Here is a 22,210-nt window from a genome sequence, read left to right as displayed (position 1 = left end):
AACGGGCGGTGCCGCGCTGCTACTTTCGTGGCGGACCGTGAAGTCGTCGTGTGGAGGTGAGCCCCGTGAACACAGCCCGTGGGTGCTCCCTCAACCCGTCACGGTCCGGCGGCTGACGGTCGGTGTCGCCAGGAGCGCCTGAGATCGAGGCACTCCTGGGAGGAGACTCCGATGAACACAAAGCCTTTCAACTCCGGCCTGAGCGAGAACGCGGTGGTGATCACGCGCGTCGCGGACAGGCAATGGCATGCACTGGATGACGACCTGGTGGTCGGCCGTGGGCATGCGGCGCACCGGCCCGACGGACGCTTGTTCGTCAGTATCGACGCCTGGCATGATGCCGTTTTCGACCGGCTCGCCGAGGCGATGCCGGCAGAGCTGCCGGCACCGCTGTACACGGTGGTGGACGAAGCCGACGCCGAGCTGACGGCCGGCTGGCGGCGGGCCGGGTTCGCGATCCGGCGCCGCGAGTGGGAGTACGTCGTGCCGACCGACCCGCGGGTCACAGGGCTCGATGCGGTCTTGCCGCCTCCGGGTGTGACGATCGTGCCTGCCGGTGAGGCGGACGAGAGTCTGCTGCGGGCGGTGGACCGTGCGATCCGTGACGAAGTCGAGGCGGCCGTCGGGTGGGAGTCGATGCCTGCCGAGGTGATTGCCGGGTCGGAAGGCGACACGGTCGTCGACCCGTCCAAGTACGCGGTGGCCGCGGCGCCGGACGGGTACCTGGGTCTGATCCGGGTGGTGACGGTGAACCGGCCGCGCATCGGGCTGGTCGCGGTCCGGGCCGGCGAGCAGCGCCGCGGCATCGCGCGGGCGCTTTTGGCCGAGGCACTGGGGACGCTGCACCGCTGCGGGTTCGCCGCGGCCTGGACCGAGGTCCAGGAGTCCAACAAAGCAGCCTCGGCGCTGTTCGAGGGCATCGGCGCCCGGCCGGTGGGCAGCAACCTGGAGCTGGTGCGGTGACGAAGGACAGGAACGTCATCGAAGTCGAGGGCAGGGTCGTCGAGTGCCTGCGCAGCGCCCTGTTCACCGTGGAGCTCGAGAACGGCCACCAGGTGCTCGCACACATCAGCGGGAAGATCCGCAAGAACTACATCAAGATCTTGCTGGAAGACCGCGTGCTGGTGGAGCTCCCGCCGTATGACCTGACGCGCGGCCGGATCGTGTTCCGGTACCGGAACTAGCGGCGGGCGGCATCTTCCGCAACAGCTGATTTCGGGGCTCCGGTCACGGCGTTTCCGTGACCGGGGTCCAGCATGGCCATACAGATCCGCGCGGTGCTCGCCCATGTGCTCCGCGACCCCGTCCTGCGCGGCGGGTATCTCCCATGCACAGTCCAGATCCGGAGTGAGCGCCTGGGTACGCACGAGGAGGAGGGTCGCGTTCAGGGGCGGGGCGGCGGCGTGCCGACGACGGCAGCGGCGTCGTGGCACAGATGGGCGAGTGGACGCGCGGTGTCGCCCGGCACGCGTCTCAGGTGTGCCCTACGGTGCGTATCTGCACCCACGGTCGGCGTACCGTTCCGGGGCCCGATGGCGTGTACCGGGTCCGGGTCCGGACTCCGGAGCCTCCGGAGCAGCCGGAGGAGTGGCTGTCGGCCGACGCTGGGCCATCGTCACCTCGGCCGAGGTGACGATGGCCCAGCTGCGGATGCCGGAGCTGACGTTCGCCGACATCGAGCCTGGACGCCGCTCGAGGCCGACCGCTTACTGCGGCTGTGTGGCGATCTGGATCAGGTTGCCGCAGGTGTCGTCGAAGACGGCGGTGGTGACAGGGCCCATCGCCAGGGGCTCCTGGGTGAAGCGAACGCCGAGGGCGTGCAGGCGTTCGTACTCCGCCTCCACATCGGTGACGGCGAACTGGGCGAGCGGGATGCCGTCCTGGACGAGCGCGTCGCGGTAGGGCTTGACGGCCGGGTGGCCGGCGGGCTCCAAGAGGAGTTCGGTGCCGTCGAGCTCGTCGGGCGCGACGACGGTCAGCCAGCGGGCCTCCTCGCCCAATGGGACGTCGTGCTTCTTCACGAAACCGAGGATCTCGGTGTAGAACTGCTCGGCCTTGGCCTGGTCGTCGACGAAGACGCTGGTCAGATGGATCTTCATGGAGTGCTCTTCTCTGGTCCGGACGCGTCGGGCATGGGCCAGCGCTCGGCTATCTGCCGCAGCGGGGCTGTGTTGAGGTCGTGGAACTTGTAGCGGCCCTCCCGTCTGGTCTCGACGAGCCCGGCGGCCTCCAGCAGGTCGAGGTGTTGGGAGACCGCCTGACGCGACATGCCGAGTCGGTGCTTCATGCTCAGCCGCGAGCAGATCTCGAACAGCGTCTGTCCGGACTTCTCCGTGAGCTCGTCGAGGATGATGCGGCGGGTGGGGTCGGCCAGGGCTTTGAAAAGTTCGTCGGCCACGACCTCAGGATAGGCAAGCAGTTACTTGCCTATCAAGCCGAGGCGCCGGTTCTCGTACGCGAAGGAGGAGAAGAAGGGACACGATCGCCGACTCCTGGCAGTGCTGCTACGACCTGGCCGGCAACCTGACCTGCCCAGGGCGCGGATTTTGGCGGCCCCGGGGGCGCCACCTGCATCTACCACGACGCCCGGCAGCTGACGAACAAGTTCAGTACCAGGGGCGCCTGGTCCGACTCCAAGATCAAGGTCAGCACCGCGCAGATCGATGTCGTCGCAGCAGCACGCTCACCTGCTCCGCGGCCAGGAGGCTGTTCGCCGCAAGGATCGACGAACCTCCAGGAGACGGATCTATGGCGTGCCGGGCGAGTGCGTGAGCTGCAGACGTGGTGCCGGCGGCAGCGGCACAGGCGCTCCCGTCTCAGGTGCCGCGCGGAACGCCTCGATCACATAGGCGGCGAAGCGCCGGGAGGCCGCGGCCCGTGCGGCATGCGGCGTGTCTTGGAGGCCTCGGTGGGCCATGAGCATGAGGACCAGGTCGTCGATGACGAAGCCGGGGCGCAGTTGGCCGGTCTTCTGGGCACGGCGTGCCAGTTCGCCGATCGCGCGCAGGGTCTGCTCCCGGTCGGCGGCGAAGTCCATGGCCTCGGGGAACGCTGTCATGAAAGCGTCGGCGAATCCCCGGCTGTGCGCGTGGAGTTCGCAGATCCGCTCGACCAGGCTCCGGAATCCGCGCCACGGGTCCGGGTCCGCAAGGACGTCGCGGACGGCGGCCTGGCAGGCCCGCCGTTGCTCGGCGAAGGTCTCCACGATCAGCGCCTGCTTGGTCGGGAAGTGCCGGTACAGCGTGGCGGGGCCGACGCTCGCATGCCGGGCGACCTCGCGCATGGGCGCACTCAGGCCCTTCTCGCCGAACACTGCGCGGGCGGCCTCCAGGATGCGGGCTCGGTTGTTGCGGGCGTCGGTGCGCACGGCCTGAGGCAATTGGCTGGTCATCGTTTCTCACTTTAGCCAAACGGACGGGGGCGTCCATTACGGTCCGAAGGCGGGTGCTGCCGCCCCGTTCCAGTAGCTCGCCTGTGACGCCCCGGCTGTCGGGCGGACTCGTCGGCCACGGCCGCAGCAACTGCGATCCCTCCCTTTACCGACATCAGGAGCAGAGATGAAAGCCGTCGTGATCAGGACGTTCGGTGACCCCGATGGCCTGGAGGTCGTCGATGTGCCCGCGCCCGTTCCTGCTCCGGGGCAGGTGAAGATCGCCACGGAGGCGATCGGAGTCGGCGGCGTGGACGCCGTGATCCGCCGGGGCACGCTTGCCGCCTACGCCTTCCGGGAGGGCCATCTCCTGGGCAGCGAGGTCTCGGGAAGGGTCGCCGCGGTGGGAGAGGGCGTGGACGCCTCATGGATCGGACGACGGGTGTGGGCGTTCACCGGCCTGTCCGGTGGATACGCCGAGCAGGCCGTCGCCGCAGTCGAGGACGTCCTTGTGCTGCCCGACGACCTGACCGCCGCCGAGGCAGTGACCCTCGGCGGCTCCGGCGTGGTCGCCCACTTCGCCCTGGAACGGGCCCGCTTCACGCCCGGCGAGACGGTGCTCGTGCGCGGTGCGGCGGGCAGCATCGGGATCACAGCGGTCCAGCTCGCAGCCAGGCTCGGCGCGAGTGCGGTGGCGGTCACCACCTCGTCGGTGCATCGCGGCGCCCGCCTGCGGGATCTGGGCGTGACCCATGTCCTGGACCGCTCCGGGGAGGGAGGCCAGGACACACCGGTGGGCTTCGACGTGTTGATCGATGTCGTGGGGGGTCCCCAGCTTCCCTTGTTTCTGGACAAGTTGAACTCCAACGGGCGGTTTGTGGCCGTCGGCGTGGTCGGTGGGCAGCCGCCGGCGGACTTCGGCATGCGGCTGATGGACGCCTTCCGCAGGTCGTTGTCGTTTGCCGCTTTCAGCTCCGACACCGTGCCCCGCCCTGATCGGCAGACCGTGCGCTCATCCCAGTTCGCCGATGCTGCGCAAGGGGACCTGCGAACGGTCGTGCACAAGGTGTTGCCTCTGGACCGGGCGGCGCTGGCCCACCGCAAGATGGACGAGGGAGAGGTGTTCGGCAGAGTTGTGCTGGCGCCCTGACCCGGGCAGGGGTGGCGTTCGCGGCGTGGGTGAATGCGGGAGCCGCCCAGATCGTTGACGCTCGGAGGGGGCTTGTGGCCGGCCATCTCGGGAAGGCCTTTCGGTGCTGGACGTGAACGCCGGCCTACTTCCTGACGACCGCGTCCCGCGGCTGTGGCGTACGCGAGGACGCGGTCGGCTCGTGATTCGCCTCAGGCCGAACAGCCCGCGTCGTCGATGACGTAGTGTCCGGGCGCCGTCTGCTGGAGGGTGTGGATCGTGAACGTGTTCCACAAACCCATGGCCTGACCGGAACCCTTGGCGTAGGTGTAGCCGCCGCTCTGGTAGGCGCGTCCGGCGACCGTGTGGTCGTAGTTGTCGGCCGTGTGGCATGTGGGCGTGAACCCGGTGGTGGTCGCCTCCGCGGCCGGGGAGACGCTGCCTGCCATTCCTGCCGGGTCCACAGCAGCAGCCGTGTAGCTGTACGTCGTGCCCGTCGCCAGGCCGGTGTCGGTGTAGGAGGTCGACGTGGAGCTGCCCACCTTCACGCCGCCGCGGTAGACCGTGTACGAGGCCGCGTCGTCGACCGCCTCCCAGGTCAGCGAGACGGTGGTGTCGGTGGTCCCCGAGACCGTCAGTGCGGTGGGCGCGGGCAGCGTGCCTCTGTCCTCGTCGCCGTCCAGCCCGAAGAAGTGGGCGGTGTGGTAGCTCGAGCAGATGGTGTCGAGGTAGTAGGCGCCGGTGCTGCCGCACTGCTCGGCGCCGCTGCCCGGGTCGACAGCCAGACCGTGCGCCATTCCGGAGACGGAGTAGACCTCGACGGCGGGACGTCCCGAGGCATCGTCGTACATGCTCAGCGTGGTGCCCCCACCGAGGCTCTGCGTACGTGAGGGCGTCTGGCCGATGCCCCATGCGTTCGTCCACTGCTCGCGCAACTCCGTCGCGTTTTCGGGCCGCACCGTGGTGTCGGCGGTGCCCTGCCAGATCGCCACACGCGGCCAGGAGGTCGTGCCGACCGGAGCGGCCGCGCGTACCAGGTCCCCCCACTGGGCGGGACTCTTGTCCGGCGGGCTGTACATGCAGGTGTAGGCAGCGGACACGGTGCTCGCACAGCCTGCGGGCAGCCCGGAGGCGATGGCCCCGCCCGCGAAGACGTCGGGATAGGCGGCCAGCAGGTTCGCGGTCATGGCGCCGCCCGCGGACAGGCCGGTGACGTAGACCCGACGGGTGTCGCCGCCGTACAGGGAGACGGCTTTGTCCACCATCTGCTTGATCGACAGTGCCTCGCCCTGACCGCGGCCGCTGTCACCCGGCTCGAACCAGTTGAAGCAGGAGTTGGCGTTGTTGGCGCCGGTCGTCTGGGGGAAGACCAGTGCGAATCCGTAGGCGTCGGCGAACTTGGGCCAGCCGGAGTGCGCGTAGTAGTCGTTCGCGCTCTGGGTGCAGCCGTGCAGAGCGACGACCAGCGGAGCGCCGGCCGGCAGTGCCGCAGGCGCGTAGGTGAACATCGACAGGTTGCCGGGATTGGTGCCGAACCCGGTGACCTGGGTCAGACCCGCGGCGGATGCGGGAGGGCTCACGGTGAGCAGAGCGCCGGTCAGGGCCACAGCCCCAGCGGCGGCGGTGACCCAGCGGCGCAGGCCTCTGACCAGGCTCCGGGAGGAGCGGAACACATGATGGGACTCTCCCATGACGACTGCCTCCTGATGTGGGGGACGCTTCGCCACGCCGGCGCCGACAGGCCCCGGTGAGGCTGCGTGGCCATGCATCATCGGTGCTCGCGCGCCCGCGTCGGCATGGGTGGGGCAGCCACGAGTGGCGAGAACCCGTGTGACGGCGGGACATGGCCCGGCCACGGCAGGTCGTGTAGGGCAGGAGCCTCCAGGCCCGAACTTCCCAGAAATGAACCCGATCCGCCGTACGCCGGGTGGTGTGCGCAGCCTTGCCGAGGCCCTGGACGGTGGGCGGCAGCCCCATATCTCGCAGACAAGCCGCGCCATAGCCTCTCGGGCATCCCGGTACGCGATCACGGAGGCTCATTCATGCGTCCCTCTCCCCGTCCGATGACACGCCCGTGGCGACGATGTCGACCGGCGGCCTTCGCCCTGGCCGCCCTCATGCTCACCCCCGTGCCCGCCGCGGCGGCACCGGCGAGTTCGGGTGACGGCCACTGCTCGCAGCTCTCCCAGACGCGCGTGCCAGGGGCCGAGCACCAGGAGACCGCCTGCCTGGACGAGCTGACCACGGCCGGGACGGTCACCTCGGGCCACACCGACCCGGCCGACTGGGCGGGGCTGACTTCCAAGGATCTGTCCGCCCCCAGCGGGGTCCCCGGCGTTCAGATCGACGGATACTTCCCCGACACCTCCACCACCAACTCCAACCACGGCTGGAACCACGACGCCCAGTTCGTGATCCGCCTGCCCGACCGGTGGAACGGCGGCCTGGTGGTCGCCGGCACCCCGGGCAACCGGGAGCAGTACGCCAACGACCGGGCCATCGCCGACCGGGTGCTGTCCCGCGGCTATGCCTACGCCGCCACCGACAAAGGCAACACCGGCCTCGGCTTCTACCGGGACGGGAAGAACCCGGGCGACGCCATCGCCGAATGGAACGACCGGCTCACCCAGCTCACCCTGGCCGCCCGGGCCACCATCGTCCGTCACTACCACCGCCCGTCGTCACGCACGCTCGTGACCGGGATGTCCAACGGCGGATACCTCGTGCGCTGGCAGCTGGAGAACCACCCCGAACTCTACGACGGGGGAGTCGACTGGGAGGGCACCCTGTGGCGCTCCGACGGCCCCACCTTGCTCCACTTCCTGCCCGCGGCACTCCTCGCCTATCCGGTGTACGCCGCCGGGGGAGAGGAAGCCGACGCGGCGCGCGGAGCCCTGCACGCCGCCGGCTTCCCGGCCGGATCCGAGTTCCTCTGGCCGTACCACCACAAGGTCTACTGGGACCTGACCCAGCGCATCTACCGCGAGGAACTGGACCCCGGCTTCGACGGCCCGACCGAGGCGGGCACGCCCTTCTGCGTGCCCGGCACGCCCGCCTGCGACGCCGACTACGACTATGCCGCCCGGCCCCGCGAGGTCCAGAGTGCCGTGCAGAGGATCGCTCTGACCGGCCGGATCGGAAAGCCGCTGATCACTCTCCACGGTACCCTGGACGTCTTGCTGCCGATCGCACGAGACTCCGACGTCTACGCCCGTATGGTGCGCCAGGCCGGCCGTGGGCGACTGCACCGCTACTACCGCATCGAGGGCGGCACCCACACGGACGCCCTCTTCGACGCCTACCCCGACCGCCTGCGCCCGCTCGCGCCCTGCCACCGCACGGCCTTCACCGCCCTGGAGGAATGGGTCGCGACGGGACACCGCCCGCCCGTCTCCCACACGGTCCCCCTGCCCGCCGACGCAGATCCCGCCACCCTGTCGAACACCTGCGCCCTCGACGCCCGCCCCGACATCGCTCCTTCGGCCGCGCCCTGAACGGGCCTTCACTGGACGGCGGTCGCGCCCACGGCGGCCTTTGCCCTGGACAGTCGCCATCCCGAGCAGTCGTGGCGGTCGCCGGGCAGCCGGCTTCGTCGATCTCCAGGAACAGCGTCCGGCGACCGGTTCCGGAGGCAGTGGGCGATCACCCGGCCTCACGGATGTCGACGAGAGGCGACGGCGCTGCCGACGAGAAGCGACGGCGCTGTCGTGTTCACGAACGTGGGACAGTCGGCCTCTCGTCAGAGCGGCGGCCGTCGAAGGGGAGGCCGGAGCCGGACTCGAACCCGGCCCCAGGACGAACGCTGTCCGAGCGTCCTGAGGTCGCAGGCAGTGGCCGCCGGCATGGTGTCGCCACCATCTGGCGGAAGGGCTGCCGGTTCGGCTGGTGGAGTGGCGTGAGGTCAGGTGGTCGGGCCGCCCGCGACCCACTCGCTCCACGGCATGTTCCAGTCGCTGAGGCCGTTGTCCGGGGCCAACGCGGTCTTGTCCGTGGAGTTCTTGACGATCACGACGTCACCGATCATCGAGTGGTCGAAGAACCACGCGGCGGGCAGGCTGCCGTCGTCGCCGCCCCTGACATCCTTCAGGCCTACGCAGCCATGGCTGGTGTTGACCTTGCCGAAGACCGAGTCGGTACCCCAGTAGTTGCCGTGGATGAACGTGCCCGAGTCGGTCAGGCGCATGGCGTGCGGTACGGCCTTGATGTCGTACGAGGGCTTGCCGTCCTTCTCCGTGAGGCCGACGCTCGCACCGTTCATGTGGACGTGCTCGAACTTCTCGGAGATCACCATCCGGCCGTTGTACGTCGGGTGCTCGACGCTGCCTGACGAGATCGGGATGGTCTTGATCGTCTTGCCGTCACGGACGACGGTCATCTGTTTCGTCTTCGCGTCCACGGTGCTGATCTGGCTTCGGCCGATCTTGAACGTGACCGTCTTCTGGAGGCCGTTGCGGTTGAGGGAGACGGTGACGGTGGAGCCGGACTTCCAGTATTTCTCGGGGCGGAAGTCCAAGCGGTGGTCGTTGAACCAGTGACCGACGACCCGCTGGCCGCTGCTGGCGCTGACCTGGATCTCCGACTCCACGGCGGCCTTGTCGCTGATCGCCGTGTTGAAGTTGACCGACACCGGCATGCCCACGCCGACGGTCGAGCCGTTCATGGGGGAGAGGTGCCCGACGAAGTCGTTTGCCGGGGAGACCGTGGTGATCGTGGCGTTACCGGTGGCGGAGCGGCCCTTGGCGTCCTCGGCCTCTGCGGCGATCTGGTACTTGGTGGCACGCTCCAGTGGGCCGTTTGGCTTCCAGGCGGTACCGTCCGCGGACAGGGTGCCCGGGATCTCGGTGCCGGTCGCGACAGCGGTCATGGTCACCTTGGTGAGCTTGCCATTACTGGCGGTTACACCGACTGGACCGTCGATCTCGACGTTGTGGGCGCCTTCCCCGGGTGTGATCTCTATTCGGGCGTCGGAGGCTTTCTGGGTGCCCGCCCCATCTGCCGGTGCCTGCGATGTCGGTTGGTTCCCGGAACCGTTGTCGCCGGTGGCAGCGATACTTGTGCCGCCCAGGGCCGTGACTGCGAGTACGCCCCCGAGCACTCCGGCCGTAGCCATCTGCCCGGTGCGTCGTCCGTAGAGCGTGATCAAGCGCTTCTCCCTGTCCCTGGTCTGTGCATTCCTGTGTTGATCGCCGAAGGAGCGCAACTATCGGTGAACCTACTTATAGGCAGATCCCTGCCCCGAAATGGGTAAATTGTGATGAAAGCCATGGATCGTGGAGCGCTTCGCCGAACGAAGGCCCGGGCCTGGGCGTGCGGGCGCGAGCAGGTGGTCCCGGAGCAGGAGGGGCCGCAGGAGGCGGAGCGTCGGGCGCCCTGGCCGGCCATGCGGAGCGGGACGAGACCTGGGAGGACTGGCACGGCATCGCCGAACCCTCCTGCGCATCCCGCCGTCGGCCGCGGCCCCCCATGGAGCGAACCGCGCCATCCGGCACAGTGCGGCAAAACCGACCGGCGTCCACCGGCCAGAAGCTCACGGGACAGGTCATCGGGCCAGACCGACACTCCTGCGGCAGACAATTCTTCCCATCCGAGCGGGTCCCGAGTGCGATCGCCGCGCTGAACCTGCCCGTGGCGCCGTTCCTCCTACCCGACACCTTCCGCAAGGTGCTCAAGGAAGCGTCCAAGCAGCACCTCAAGGGCGCGCTCAGGAGCTCCACCCGCACCTGCTCCGGCACGCCTGTGCAACGCACAACTACGAGGCGGGAATGCCCCTTTGGGATGTTCAGGTTCTGTTGGGGCATACCTGGGCCTCCACCACGGTCGGCTACCTGGCCACAGCGAAGGGCGACCCGGAGCGGCAGAGTCTGGAGTCTTCCCGGCGAGCAGTTCGCCGGCTGAGGTGGGAGTCGTGAACCGTTGAAATGGAACCTGCGTTGGGCCGCTGCTCGCCGCGACATCTGGCGGCCCACTCAGCTGCTTGCTGCCTTCCAAGAGGTCGGCTTCAACCCATCGCTGAGCAAGACCGCGGCCCTGTGGTCGAGCAAGCCGATCACAATCCGGCTCGACGATCTGGACATGATCTGTACCGCCTTGGACCGTTCGGTCGCAGACTTGATGGAGGCCGAGCCTGTCGCCGTCGCGCAACGACCCGAGACCGAGCAGCGCGCCGCCGGTGAAGTCGCTAGCACTGACCGGGTCCGCCCGCTCCCGAAGCCAGGCAGCGGTGGTCGACGACGCTCTCTGCCGCCCAACTGAAGGACGGATGAATGCCACGCCTGCACCAGGGCGACGGAAGCTGCGCTCATTGCCTGGCCTGGGCGAATGACCGACTCACCCTCTGCCACGGATGCCGAGGGTGGCGGCAGCTGTACCCGGACGTGGCGGAGTGCGCACGTTGTCGGCGTCGCCGTCCGCTGAAGCAGGGCAAGTGCCGTTTCTGTACGCTGCTGCTGAGGGAGACCGAGTTCGACGTCAGCGGGATCGGCCTTGATGGCGGCGACCAGCTCTGGTTCGGCCGTGAGCTCGCCCTGCGTAAGAGCGACCGATATCTGAGCGGGACCGGCGCCCAAGGCCGTTTCAAGGCGGAGGAACGGCGAGGCCGAGCCGCCTCTCGCGCCATGCGGCCCACGTCTCCGCACCTGGTTGACCCTGGGCAACTGGAGCTGTTCCCCACACCCCCACGGGACTGGGGTCGGCTGAACCCCGAGGACGAATACGCGCTCACACCGGCGGCCAAAGTGTTGCTGTCAGACTTTTCGAACTAAGTCTTGTCCCGTAAATGATCTTTCAGCTGCCGCATGACGTAACGCTCCCGGGCTTGCCTCTATCCGGTGAGGGCCAGGTTGTGTAGGCGTGCGATGCCGAGCATGGCGTGGTGGACACCATCGCCTTTCAGCCGGCAGTCGCGGAGGATCTTCCAGCTCTTCATACGGGCGAAGACGTGCTCGACGCGGGCTCGGACCTTGCGATGGGAAGCGTTGTGTTCCTCTTTCCAGGCTGGGAGTTCGGCCTGACCCGGTTCACGGCGGTGTGGGATGACCAGGCCGGTGCCCCGGTAACCGCCGTCCGCGATCACGGTGGTATGGCCGACGGAGGCCCTCGCGCCGGACAACTCCTATGCCTTGCAGTCGTTGCGGTTCCCAGGCACCGGCCGTCCGACCACAACGACCAACCGTGTGTCTGCGTCGATGACCACCTGGTGGTTGGTGGAGTACCTGTAGTTCTTGGACTGCTCAGCGGCGGTGTGGTCGCGGGTGGGCACGAGCGTGCCGTCGACGATGAGCACGCTGCCGGTGCGGAAGCGTTGCCGCTGCTTGAGCGCCAGCAACGGCCCAACGTGGTCGATGATGCGGTCGGCAGCTGACTTGCCCGCCATCCACCGGCCCCATTTCGCCGACCGCGTCTCCGCGCCCCGAACCCTATGACGCGCCCCCGTCAGCGGGTCCAGCGGTTTTTCCGGGCTCAGGGAGCGAACCTCATGCCGGCTCGGTGCGGCGCACGGGGTCTCCTCTCACGGCCCATCTGTCCGCGAGCGGGGGGCTTCTTGATCATAGCGGGACAGCCCTTATCTACGGGATCTGGGCGTGGACCCCCGGGTGGGCGGGACGACGAGCCTGCGCACGTTGCGTGATCTGTTTCCTTCGTCAGCGAGACATCCTGCACCCCGAGATGATGCGCGACGCGGAACTGACCCGGGCACGGAGAGTGGCCGCCTCTCTGCCGGAACCGTTCGCCGAAGCTGTGGACCTCTGGATCGACGTTCTCCAGGTCCAGGGCAGTCGGTCGAGCCCCGCGCTTGCTTCCGGAACGATCTACAGCTACGTCCAGAACGCGCACCCGACCCTGAAGTCCTGGGCGGAGTCCGGGATCACGGACTTGAGGGAAATCACCAAGAAGGACGTTGAGGCCGCCATCATGGGCCTGCCGTCCGTTCGACGCCACTCTGTGCACCCCCCTTTGCGGTCACTGTTTCGGGCGCTGCGACGTGAACGGAAGATCTTCCGAGATCCCGCACGCAGCGTCTCCTTGCCCATCGCGGTGAAGCTCCCCAGTCCTCTCCCCTCAGATCGTGTGAGGGGAATTCTGAGCAGGGTCGAGGACGCCAGAAGCCAGTTCATCGTCGCCCTGGTCGCGATTCATGCTCTCGTTCGCAACGATCTGCCAGCACTGCTGCTCGAAGACCTTGACCGCTCCTGCGGGCAACTGCGCGTGCGTCGCCCGGGGCAACTGGACCGCGTCGTCTACCTCGATGAGCTCACCTCCGAACTGGCGACATCGTGGCTGCGAGAGCGGTACCGACGCTGGCCACGAACAGGCAACCCCCACTTGTGGGTGAGCAGGATCTCCGCAGTAGACGAGGCCGGCCCGAGGATGAGCACCGAAGTGACAAAGACCGTCTTCGAACGGGTGGGTATCAGCGCACGCCAGCTGCGGGGAGACCGCATCTACGACGAGGCTCGGCACACCGCGGATCCTGTCCACCTGATGCGCCTGTTCGGCTTGAGCACAGGCACTGCGATGAAGTACATCACCGCAGCTCATCCAGACAAGCGTCCTGACCCACTCCGAGCCTGAACCGCTGTGGGCTGGCCCGTGTATGTGGGAGAGGCCCCGGCGGCGTGGGCCGCGCCTGCTCGACGCATTCGCGTTCGGCTTCCCGTCGGCGAAGGACCTCGATCCTGCGGTCGACCTGGGCGATCCACAGTGCGTGCCTTACCCGCAGCGCTTCAAGGCGGGGGAGGTCGGGTGGCAGGTCGTTGGGCATGATATCGGCTCGTTAATGCAGTCGCGCGCCCTCATCAAAGTGATTTTCTGCGGTGCCAACCGAACGCCAAGCGTGTCGCCGAGAAGAAAAGGGAATCGTGTAATCGTATATCAGCAATTTTGTGAACAAGGTCATTTACGCCATTCTTGCTGGCGTGACATTCCTGATTACCGGAGCTACGGGTTTCCTGGGCTCCAGAGTTCTGTATGAGCTGCTGACGACGTACGAGCATGACGTAGTGGCCCTTGGTCGCAGCTCACCTGCCTCGTTGCGGGGCAGGGTCCTTGGGGCGCTGGAGGCGGTATCGGGGCGGACGCTGCTGGACGAGGAGCGAGCCAGGCTGCGTTGCGTCAGTGGCGATGTGACGTCTCCCTATCTTGGGCTTCCTCCGGCGCTGTATGGGCGCCTCGCGGCTGAATGCCGGGCGGTGTGGCATTGCGCGGGCGATATCGCTCTGGCGGGAGAGCGGCAGCGACTGTTCGCTGTGAATGTGCGAGGAACCGCCGAAATGCTGACTTTTGCCGAGCAGACGGATCCGTCGTGTCGATTGGTGCACATGAGCACCATGGCCGTCGCTGGCGGAATGCCCACCGGAGTGGTTTTTGAAGACCATCTCAGTGATGCGTACGGCTTCGAGACGAATTATGACTGGTCGAAGTATGAGGCGGAGAAAGCGGTCCGTCTGTGGGCTCAGCGGCATAGCAGGGAAGCCATCGTTCTACGGCCGAGTGTCGTCGCCAGCGATCACACAGGCGGGGCAGGGGCGCCGTCCCACCCGCTGGGCGTGTTGGGAGAGCTCATCGACACCATCGCCCGCACTGGCGGGCCCGGGATTCCCAGCCCCGCTGAGCGTGGCTCAGTCGCGGGCGTACGGCTGCGACTGCCGGTTCCGTCGGACGTGACGTTCAACCTCGTTCCCGATGCGTACGCGGTGAAGGCCATGCTGCGTGTGGCCCATGACAGTGCTCCGCGCACCGGCGTGCGCGCCTTTCACATCGTTCATCCGGTGGAGACGTCGGCGCGGCAGATCGCGTTGGCGATCGAGGCTCTTCACCCCGGGCTGTCCGTGTCCCTGGTCGATGAGGTTGTCGATCCCACGCCAGCCGAGAGCTTCGTTGCTGCCTCGCTGCCCGGGTTTTTGAGCTTTCGGCATCGGCGGACCTACGACCGGTCGAACACCCTGGCTCTGACATCCGGTCTGGCCGACCCGACGCCGATCGACCATTCCTATCTGGTGCGTGCGCTTGCGCCCTCAGACAGTTGCGGGGACGCGTACGTGCCGCGCACCGAGCAACCGGTCAGCTTGTAAAGCGTCCTGCAGCCGGTGGTCGGCGCTCGGTCCGGCACATTCCTCTGCGTCTCTTCATCATGTCCGTTTGCCAGTCTGGAGCTGTTCGTTGTCTGTGCCTGTTTCCCTGCTCTCCGACGACGCTGTCGCGGTGGTCGGTGCCGCCTGTCGTCTCCCTGGTGACATCAATGGCCTCGATGACCTGTGGGGGGTTCTCGCCACCGGTCGGGATGTGGTGGGCGAGGTCCCGCCGGATCGTTTCCGGGCCGATGACTTCGTTGATCCCAACAGGCGGCGGCCGGGTTGGTCGTACACGGCTGCCGGTGGCTTCCTGCGCGACATCACCGGCTTCGACGCCTCGTTCTTCACCGGGATTTCTCCCCGGGAAGCCTCCCAGATGGACCCGCAGCAGCGGCTGCTGCTGGAGCTGGCCGTCGAGGCGCTGGACGACGCCGGCATCGACTGGGGGCGGTTGGAAGGCTCGGACACAGCCGTGTTCGTCGGCTGTTCCAGCCGTGACTACGGCGACCTGCAGGCGTGCGCGCCCGAGTCCGGCAACGCTTATAGCGTCTCGGGCGTGGCCGGGGCCATCGCCGCGAACCGGCTGTCGCACTGCTTCGACTGGCACGGCCAGAGCGTCACCGTGGACACAGCGTGTTCGTCGGCGCTGACCGCGCTGCACCAGGCGTGCGAGGAGATCCGCTCGGGTCGTGCGCGGATGGCGGTGGCCGGCGGTGCCAACGTGTTGATCAACCCGCGGCTGTTCGCCGGGTTCTCTGCCGCGTCGATGCTGTCGCCGACCGGTCGGTGCCAGCCGTTCTCGGCCCGTGCCGACGGTTTCGTACGGGCCGAGGGCGGCGGCCTGGTGCTGTTGAAGCGGCTGTCCGACGCCCGGGCAGACGGCGACCGCATTCACGGGGTGATCGTTGCCACCGGCGTCAACAATGACGGTCGCACCCCCGGACTGGCTCTGCCCAGCAGCTCGGCACAGCAGGCGTTGCTGAGCCGCGTCTACGAGGGCGTCGGTCTTGTGGCGGACGATGTGGCGTATCTGGAGGCGCACGGAACGGGCACGCAGGTAGGGGATCCCCTGGAGTGTGAGGCGATCGGGCGGGCGCTCGGTGTGGGGCGCAGCCGGGGCCCGCTGCCGGTCGGCTCGGTCAAGAGCAACATTGGGCACATGGAAGCCGCCTCCGGTATGGCAGGTCTGCTGAAGGCACTGCTGGTACTGAAACACCGGCAGATCCCGGCGACGCTGCATGCCGAGGAACTCAATCCGAAGATCGACTTCGAGCAGCTGGGGCTGCGTCCCGTCACACACACCGAGCCTCTGGGGGCGGTGGGGCTGGCGCTGGCGGGGGTGAACTCCTTCGGGTTTGGTGGCGCCAACGCTCACGCGGTGCTGGCCGGAGCCGATCTTGTCGGGCTGGCCAGGACACCGGCCGCCGCTCATCTTGGGGACCCGCTGCCGGTGGTGGTCTCTGCGCGCACCGCAGCCGCTTTGAAGGACGCTGCCGAAGCGCTGGGCCAGCACTTGCAGTTCACGGCAGCCGAGGACTTCTACGATCTCGCCTACACCACGGCCGTGCGACGCCGCCGGCACGAGCACCGAGCCGCTGTGGTGGCCCGGACTCCGCAGGAGGCCGCCGAGGCGTTGTTGCGGCTGGCCGCTGGGGAGGACGACAGCCTCGCCGCCGCGACGGTGGGCGGTCAGCAGGGTGGGACGGCGTTCGTCTTCAGCGGCAATGGATCACAGTGGGCCGGTATGGGAGCCGATCTGCTGGAGAGGGAGCCGGTCTTTGCCGCCGCGGTCCGGGCGGTCGATGCCGAGCTACAGCCCAGGCTGGGATGGTCGGTGGTCGAGGAGATGGCCGCCGGGTGCCCCCGTCTGGCCCGCACGGAGGTGGCTCAACCGCTGCTGTTCGCCCTGCAGCTGGGCGTAGTGCGGCTTCTGGCAGAGCATGGCGTCGAGCCGGACGCAGTGGTCGGTCACAGTGTCGGCGAGATCGCCGCAGCGCATGTCAGCGGCAGCCTGAGTCTGGCTCAGGCGTGTCGGGTGGTCGCCGTCCGCAGCAAGGCCCAGGGCGCGACCGCCGGAAGCGGTCGCATGGCGGCGGTGGGCCTGAGCCGGGAGGAAGCCGTCAAGGAACTGGCCAGCCATCACGGGCGGTTGGAGGTGGCCGGCGTCAACACCGACCGTGACGTGACGATCGCCGGACGCCCCGATGCGCTGGCCGAGCTCGGACGGCAACTGGAAGCCAGGGAGGTCTTCTTCCGCGAACTGGACCTGGAGTACGCCTTCCACAGCCGTGCCATGGACGGCATCTGCGGCGAGGTGACCGACGCTCTAGCCTCGTTGCGGCCAGCGCAGCACCGCACGCGGTTCGCCTCCACCGTCACCGGTGGCCTGCTGGACGGCACGCACCTGGATGCCGCGTACTGGTGGCGCAACGTCCGCATGCCGGTTCTGTTCGCCGACGCGGTGCGGACCCTGGCCGAGGCAGGCTGCACCCGGTTCGTGGAGATCGGTCCGCACGCGGTGCTGGCCGCCTATCTGCGACGCCTTGTGCCCGACGGCACTGTGGTGCCGTCAATGCGCCGCGCTCAGGACGGCCCCTCGGCGGTACGCCGGGCCGCCGCCACTCTGCTCGCTGCGGATGCCGCCCCCAGTGCCCGTTGCTTTCCCCGCCCGGGCAGGGTGGTCTCTCTGCCGGGATACCGCTGGCAACACGAGCGCCACTACCACGGCGGCGCCGACTCGTGGGCGTCCGTGCCGCAGGACAAAGCGCTGGCGCACCCCCTGCTGGGGCGCCGGGCCGCCGTCGCGGAGCCGGCCTGGCACCAGACGGTCAGCGACCGGCGGCTGCCCTGGCTGGCCGATCACCAAGTCGACGGCACGGTCGTCATGCCCGCCACCGCCTACGCGGAAGCGGCTCTCGCAGCCGGCCGCCAGACCTGGGGAGCGGCCTGTGAGGTGACCGACCTCGACATCGTCCGCCCCCTGACACTGCCCCGCCCGGAAGACCCCACCGAAGTGACCGTGCAGACCTCCCTCTCCCTGGAGGACGGCATCGTCTGCTTCGCGTCCCGCACCGGATCCGCCGCAGAGTGGACGCTGCACGCGCGCGCCCGCATCCGGCGCCTGGCTTCGCCCCCGCCGGCCCCTACCGACTCTGGCACCTGCCCACCGCCAGGCGCCCTGACGATCGACGCGTCCGTCCACTACGCGCACACGGACCAGGCCGGGCTGGCCTATGGACCGTCCTTCCAAGTACTGACCAGTCTGTGGCTGGGCGAATGGGAAGCCGGATCCGACTACCGGCTGCCCGAGGACCTGGAGGAGGACTCCCAAGGATACGAGGCGCACCCCGTCATCCTCGACGGTGCACTGCAGACGGCCGCGCCGTTGCTCGCCCAGGCAGCAGGCGCCCGGATGTTCCTGCCCATCGGTTTCGAGAGCCTGCGTGTCTGGCAGCCGCCCCGGGCCAAGGGCCGGATCCATGTGCGTCTGCGTCATCTCTCCGGCGCTGATGCCCTCGTCGACGTCACCGTGACGGACTCGGACGGTGAGATCGCCGCACGACTGACCGGATGCCGCCTGCGCGCGGTCAGCACCGGCACGTCGAGTGCCCCGCAGGAACTGGCCACCGTACTGCGGGCTTCTCCCTGGCCTGGCCCACACGGGACAGATGCTGTATCCCTGCCCGACCCGGCCGGCCTCGCTGCCGCGACGGCCGGGGAGCGAGTCGCACTGGAACAGGACCAGGTCGACGACTATCCGCACTTTGCCCGACTGTCCAAGAAGGCCGCCAGTCACTGGGCCGCGGCGGCCTTCGCCACGCTCATCGGCGGAGCACAGGAGTTCAGCTGCTCTGAACTCGTAGCCACACACCAGGTCCGCCCGCACTTCCTGGCCTATACGCGGCTCATGGCCAAGATGGCGGCACACCACGGGCTCCTGAAAGAGGTATCCGGCGACGCGAGGGAAACGGGGAACGAGCGCTGGCGGTTCACCGCTGTCCCGGCCGATCCGTACGCACAGACCCGGGCGTTGGCTGACCGGTGCCCTCAGTGGATCACCGCAATTGCCCTTCACACCCGCTTCCACACGCATCTGACCGAGGTCCTGACCGGCGCGACCGATATCAGGGAGCTGGTGTTCAACGAGGCCGACCGCCGTCTTGCGGAAGCGTTCTACGGTGATACTCCCCAGATGCGGCTCTACGCGCGGTTCGCGGGTGGCCTGCTTCAGCACATCAGCGCCCAGTGGCCCACTGGCCGCCCCCTGAGGGTCCTGGAAGTGGGCGCCGGAACCGGAAGCCTCGCCGCGGCTCTCCTGCCCGCCCTCCCGCCGCATCTGGCCCGATATACCTTCAGCGACATCTCGGCGTCCTTCTTCCCTCGCGCGCAGAACCGCTTCCGAGAGTTCGACTTCATCGACTACCGCGTCCTCGACCTGAACGAGGAGCCTGCCGAGCAGGGCTTCGAGCCGGGCAGCTTCGACCTGGTGGTCGCTTCTAACGTGCTGCATGCCACCAGTGACCTGCGGGCGACACTGCGCCGTTTGGCCTCGCTACTCGATCAGGGCGGGCAGCTGCTGGCTATCGAGAGTCATGACGAGGAGATGATCGCGCCCTACTTCGGACTGCTGGAGGAGTACTGGTCCTGTGCTGACAGCGACCTGCGTGCGAGTCCCCTCCTGCCGCGCGAGGAGTGGGAGCCGTTGCTGCGCCGGTGCGGCTTCGACCGCGTTGCCACCGTCGGCAGCAGCTGCCCCGAGTCCGCCGCCGACTACTCCCTGGTCCTCGCCCGCCGCAACCCCGATACGGCAGCGCGCACTTCCCCCACAGCGGAGTCGGCCGCCGCCTTGTCACGGGACGGCTGGAGCATCGTCACAGGAGCATCGAACGGGGAGCCGGCCAGGGCGCTGGCCGAGGCGCTGGACGCGGCAGGGGCCGACGAGGTGGCAATCGTCGCCCCGGCGGGCGACCCGTGGGCAGAGGCCGACACTCTCACTCTGAACTCGCGCGTCGTGCTGCTCGCAGACGACCTCAGCGGCCCCACGTCGCAGGTGCTCACCCGGACCGGCGGTCTGCTGAAGAGCATCGCCGCGGCATGCGCGAACTCGGGAAGCGAGGGGGCCGAGGTATGGGTGGTCACCGGTGCCACCGGCTTGTTCCCACAGCCGGAGGATTTCGGCCAGGCGGCCTGCGCCGCAGTGTGGGGGATCGCCCGGACCCTCGCCAACGAACATCCCTCGTTGACGATCCGGCGTATCTCTCTCGTCCCGTCTGGTGACCTGCGATCGGACAGCGCCCGACTCGCAGCCGAACTCACGCACGCCCCCAGCGGGGAGGACGAGATCATGCTCGGCCCGCAGGGACGCTTCGTGCCGCGGCTACGGACCCTCCCGGCCCCCAGTCGTATGGCCGGCGCCGACGACCACTACCAGCTCCAGCTGCAGCGGCCGGGCCGCGGACACCAGCTGTCCTGGACGTCCGTGCAACCGCAGACACCGGGAGCCGGTGAAGTGGTGGTCCGGGTGCGGGCAGCCGCACTGAACTACCGCGACGTGATGCTTGCCGAAGGCATGCTGCCGCCGGGCGCGGAACCCGCCACGGACTCCGGGCCCCAGCTGGGCCTCGAATGCGCCGGCGACGTCGTCGCCGTGGGCGTCGACGTGACCGGTCTGGCGGTCGGTGACCGGATCTTCGCCTTCGGGCACGGCACGCTCGCATCGCACGTGCGGGTGCGCACCGAACAGACCGGCCGCATCCCCGACGGCATGTCCTACAACGAGGCCGCCACCCTGGCCGCCGTCCACCTCACCGTGCAACACAGCCTGGAAACCTGCGCGCGCCTGAGGGCGGGGGAGACGGTGCTGGTGCACGGCGGCGCCGGCGGCATCGGACTGGCCGCCCTGCAGTGCGCCCAGCGAGCAGGTGCCACAGTCATCGCCACCGCCGGGAGCCCCGCGAAACGTGACCTGCTCAAGATGCTGGGCGCCGCCCACGTCTTCGACTCGCGCAGTCTGACCTTCGCCGACGACGTCCGCACCGTCACCAAGGGGCGAGGCGTGGACGTCGTGCTGAACTCACTGGCCGGAGAAGCCATGACCCGCAGCCTCGAGTGCCTGAAGCCGGGCGGCCGGTTCATCGAACTCGGCAAGCGCGACATCTACGCCAACCAGCCGCTGCTGCTGCGCCCCTTCCGCAACAACCTGGCGTACTTCGCAGTCGATATCACCCGTCTCATCTCCGACTCGCCCGCCGAGGCCGCGGCAGCCTTCCGCACCGTCGCCGAACGGGTCACCGAAGGCGTCTACCGGCCGCTGCCCCACCAGTGCTACCCGACCCCGCAGATCGCGGAGGCCCTGTCAGCCCTGCGCCATTCCCGCCACATGGGCAAGGTGGTCGTCACCTTCTCCCCCGGCAGTCCCGTCCACGTCGAGGAAGGCGACAGCGTCAAGCCCTTGGCCGAGGAGGGCACCTACTTGATCACCGGTGGACTGAGCGGACTAGGCGCCGCCACCGCCCGGCACCTGGCCGCGCGCGGCGCACGCCACCTGGCCCTCGTCGGACGCCGCGGTACCGCTTCCCCGGAAGCGGCTACTCTCCTGGCAGAACTCGAACGCCAAGGCGTATCCACCGTCGTACACGCGGCCGACGTTACCGACGTGGTGAGTATGGAGCGCATCGTCCAGCAGGCCGAGGATCGCGGACATCCGGTCCGTGGCGTTGTGCATGCCGCCATGCACCTGGATGACGCACCTCTGGAAGAACTCACCGCGGAGCGTTTCCACAGCGTGCTGGCGCCCAAGGTGAGGGGAGGCGAGATCCTCAGCCGGCTGACGGAGAACTCGGACCTGGACTTCTTCGTCGTCTACTCCTCCATCACTGCTCACATCGGCAACATGCACCAGGCCCCCTACGCGGCGGCCAACCTGCATCTGGAGGCTCTGGTACGCGACCGCCGGCGACGAGGGCTGCCCGGTCTCGCCCTGGCCTGGGGTGGCATCAGCGACACCGGCTACGTGGCCCGCACCCAGCTTGCCGACACGATCGTCCGCTCCGGGCTGGGACTGATCAAGCCCGAGACCGCCCTGTCCGCCCTTGACCGGCACCTGCACCGCGACACCGTCGCGACAGCGATCGGTGTCATGGACTGGGATCGACTTGCCCAGCTCCTGCCGGACCTGAACGGGCCGCGCTTCAGCGACCGGCTGACGGACACCACCGACCATTCCCGCCGCACCGCAGCCGAAGACCTGCGCAAGCGCCTGTCGGCAGCAGCCGACGATCAGGCACGCCAGACTGTCATCACGGAAGCGCTGATCGGCGCGGCGGCACACATCCTGCAGACCGCCCCGGAGCGGATCAACCCCGCCGCCAACCTCGCCGATCTCGGCCTCGACTCGCTTATGGGGGTCGAACTGAAACTGCTCGTGCAGCAGACGTTCGGCTGCGACTTGGCTTTGATGGAACTCATGGCCGCAGGCACCGTCAACGGACTGGCCCAGCGTCTCCAACAGAACCTGCGCCCCACCCCGCAACGGTAGAGGCGATCCCGGTGGCCGACCGGAGGCCCCACGTCGCCTCCGGTCGGCGCCGCAGGACCACGACCTCGGTGAGGGCCACGCGATCGATCGCCCATCGAGTCCGC

14 protein-coding genes and 1 pseudogene are annotated in these 22,210 nt (G+C 68.4%); 9 read left to right on the top strand and 6 right to left on the bottom strand.

The annotated features are described in order from the left end of the window. Positions 1–171: 171 nt before the first annotated feature. Positions 172–963 carry a GNAT family N-acetyltransferase gene (locus OHU34_RS01335; RefSeq protein ID WP_405764150.1) on the top strand — a complete coding sequence of 264 codons (792 nt, stop codon included), beginning with the start codon at positions 172–174 and terminating at the stop codon, positions 961–963. After that, on the top strand, positions 960–1,184 hold the full coding sequence (gene infA, locus OHU34_RS01330; RefSeq protein ID WP_020131535.1) for a translation initiation factor IF-1: 225 nt from the start codon (positions 960–962) through the stop codon (positions 1,182–1,184). Before OHU34_RS01335 ends, infA begins: the two co-directional genes overlap by 4 nt. A gap of 522 nt (positions 1,185–1,706) precedes the next feature. Here infA and OHU34_RS01325 read toward each other — a convergent pair. From OHU34_RS01325 to OHU34_RS01315, 3 genes are all read right to left on the bottom strand, one after another. Further along, positions 1,707–2,099, bottom strand: a complete 393-nt coding sequence (locus tag OHU34_RS01325) for a VOC family protein (protein WP_142270903.1) — start codon at positions 2,097–2,099, stop codon at positions 1,707–1,709. Then, a complete protein-coding gene (locus OHU34_RS01320) occupies positions 2,096–2,398 on the bottom strand; it encodes a helix-turn-helix transcriptional regulator (RefSeq protein WP_142270902.1) in 303 nt (100 codons plus the stop codon). The genes OHU34_RS01325 and OHU34_RS01320 overlap by 4 nt, the downstream gene beginning before the upstream one ends. 348 nt (positions 2,399–2,746) lie before the next feature. Further along, positions 2,747–3,391: a TetR/AcrR family transcriptional regulator gene (locus OHU34_RS01315; RefSeq protein ID WP_230193528.1), complete on the bottom strand. Its 645-nt coding sequence runs from the start codon at positions 3,389–3,391 to the stop codon at positions 2,747–2,749. A 166-nt stretch (positions 3,392–3,557) separates the two neighbouring features. Between OHU34_RS01315 and OHU34_RS01310 the strand changes: the two genes are divergently transcribed. Next, complete coding sequence (locus OHU34_RS01310; RefSeq protein WP_405764149.1) at positions 3,558–4,520, top strand: zinc-dependent alcohol dehydrogenase family protein; 963 nt, start codon at positions 3,558–3,560, stop codon at positions 4,518–4,520. Positions 4,521–4,711: 191 nt separating this feature from the next. Here OHU34_RS01310 and OHU34_RS01305 read toward each other — a convergent pair whose 3' ends face one another. Then, a complete protein-coding gene (locus tag OHU34_RS01305; protein WP_405764147.1) occupies positions 4,712–6,190 on the bottom strand; it encodes a PHB depolymerase family esterase in 1,479 nt (492 codons plus the stop codon). 351 nt (positions 6,191–6,541) lie between these two features. On the opposite strand from OHU34_RS01305, the gene OHU34_RS01300 reads away from it, so the two are divergent. Then, a complete protein-coding gene (locus tag OHU34_RS01300) occupies positions 6,542–7,993 on the top strand; it encodes a tannase/feruloyl esterase family alpha/beta hydrolase (RefSeq protein ID WP_405764145.1) in 1,452 nt (483 codons plus the stop codon). 407 nt (positions 7,994–8,400) lie between these two features. Here OHU34_RS01300 and OHU34_RS01295 read toward each other — a convergent pair whose 3' ends face one another. After that, positions 8,401–9,609, bottom strand: coding sequence for an Ig-like domain-containing protein (locus tag OHU34_RS01295; protein ID WP_200840158.1), 1,209 nt, complete (start codon positions 9,607–9,609; stop codon positions 8,401–8,403). A 160-nt stretch (positions 9,610–9,769) separates the two neighbouring features. Between OHU34_RS01295 and OHU34_RS01290 the strand changes: the two genes are divergently transcribed. Next, the gene (locus OHU34_RS01290) at positions 9,770–10,408 is read left to right on the top strand and encodes a tyrosine-type recombinase/integrase (protein ID WP_405764143.1); all 639 of its coding nucleotides are present in this window, start codon (positions 9,770–9,772) and stop codon (positions 10,406–10,408) included. Between the two features lie 4 nt (positions 10,409–10,412). Further along, complete coding sequence (locus OHU34_RS01285; protein WP_405764141.1) at positions 10,413–10,751, top strand: helix-turn-helix domain-containing protein; 339 nt, start codon at positions 10,413–10,415, stop codon at positions 10,749–10,751. Between the two features lie 568 nt (positions 10,752–11,319). On the opposite strand, the pseudogene OHU34_RS01280 reads toward OHU34_RS01285, so the two are convergent. After that, positions 11,320–11,862, bottom strand: a pseudogene (locus OHU34_RS01280) (transposase); the annotation flags it as partial. A gap of 302 nt (positions 11,863–12,164) precedes the next feature. On the opposite strand from OHU34_RS01280, the gene OHU34_RS01275 reads away from it, so the two are divergent. From OHU34_RS01275 to OHU34_RS01265, 3 genes are all read left to right on the top strand, one after another. Continuing rightward, complete coding sequence (locus tag OHU34_RS01275) at positions 12,165–13,070, top strand: hypothetical protein (protein WP_405764139.1); 906 nt, start codon at positions 12,165–12,167, stop codon at positions 13,068–13,070. 311 nt (positions 13,071–13,381) lie between these two features. Then, the gene (locus OHU34_RS01270) at positions 13,382–14,569 is read left to right on the top strand and encodes an SDR family oxidoreductase (protein ID WP_405764138.1); all 1,188 of its coding nucleotides are present in this window, start codon (positions 13,382–13,384) and stop codon (positions 14,567–14,569) included. 94 nt (positions 14,570–14,663) lie between these two features. Continuing rightward, positions 14,664–22,106 carry an SDR family NAD(P)-dependent oxidoreductase gene (locus OHU34_RS01265; protein ID WP_405764136.1) on the top strand — a complete coding sequence of 2,481 codons (7,443 nt, stop codon included), beginning with the start codon at positions 14,664–14,666 and terminating at the stop codon, positions 22,104–22,106. Positions 22,107–22,210 lie beyond the last annotated feature (104 nt).

The sequence above is a fragment of the Streptomyces sp. NBC_00080 genome, from assembly GCF_045041255.1.
Classification (GTDB): Bacteria; Actinomycetota; Actinomycetes; order Streptomycetales; family Streptomycetaceae; genus Streptomyces; species Streptomyces coriariae.
The sequence above is the reverse complement of the archived record's forward strand: the minus strand, read 5'-3'. Positions and strand labels throughout refer to the sequence as shown.

Bases quoted from the DNA above. Each gene is read 5' to 3' on its own strand.
- OHU34_RS01300 (WP_405764145.1), top strand. From the start codon at position 6,542: ATGCGTCCCTCTCCCCGTCCGATGACACGCCCGTGGCGACGATGTCGA.
- OHU34_RS01325 (WP_142270903.1), bottom strand. From the start codon at position 2,099: ATGAAGATCCATCTGACCAGCGTCTTCGTCGACGACCAGGCCAAGGCC.
- OHU34_RS01295 (WP_200840158.1), bottom strand. From the start codon at position 9,609: ATGGCTACGGCCGGAGTGCTCGGGGGCGTACTCGCAGTCACGGCCCTG.
- OHU34_RS01305 (WP_405764147.1), bottom strand. From the start codon at position 6,190: ATGGGAGAGTCCCATCATGTGTTCCGCTCCTCCCGGAGCCTGGTCAGA.
- OHU34_RS01275 (WP_405764139.1), top strand. From the start codon at position 12,165: ATGATGCGCGACGCGGAACTGACCCGGGCACGGAGAGTGGCCGCCTCT.
- OHU34_RS01310 (WP_405764149.1), top strand. From the start codon at position 3,558: ATGAAAGCCGTCGTGATCAGGACGTTCGGTGACCCCGATGGCCTGGAG.
- OHU34_RS01335 (WP_405764150.1), top strand. From the start codon at position 172: ATGAACACAAAGCCTTTCAACTCCGGCCTGAGCGAGAACGCGGTGGTG.
- OHU34_RS01315 (WP_230193528.1), bottom strand. From the start codon at position 3,391: ATGACCAGCCAATTGCCTCAGGCCGTGCGCACCGACGCCCGCAACAAC.